This is a genomic window from Pseudoalteromonas sp. MER144-MNA-CIBAN-0113, assembly GCF_040308965.1.
Lineage (GTDB): Bacteria > Pseudomonadota > Gammaproteobacteria > Enterobacterales > Alteromonadaceae > Pseudoalteromonas > Pseudoalteromonas tetraodonis.
Genome location: NZ_JBEOOG010000441.1, coordinates 1 through 258, shown reverse-complemented (window position 1 = coordinate 258; position 258 = coordinate 1). Strand labels below are relative to the sequence as shown.

Below are 258 nucleotides of genomic sequence, written 5' to 3'. Positions count from 1 at the left end.
CATCTAACCATATCAAATTCAGTACTTAGGCCAGTTAGGGACTCTGACGCTCCTAAAAATAAGTACCCTTTTGGGTTTAATGCTTGTGCAAACTGATTAATAATTTTAGCTTTTATTTCAGGCGCAAAGTAAATAAGTACATTACGGCAAAAAATAATATCAAATTTGCCCATTAACGCGTAAGAATCAAGCAAATTCAGGTGCCTAAAACTAACTTGTTTTTTTATTGTATCGTTTACTTGTGCCATACCATTGCCG

Annotated in this window: 1 protein-coding gene; it reads right to left on the bottom strand. The window is 34.5% G+C overall.

The features are described 5' to 3' along the window. Positions 1 to 258: CheR family methyltransferase (locus AAEY57_RS20415; protein WP_350608713.1), on the bottom strand; the 258-nt coding region annotated here is incomplete at both ends.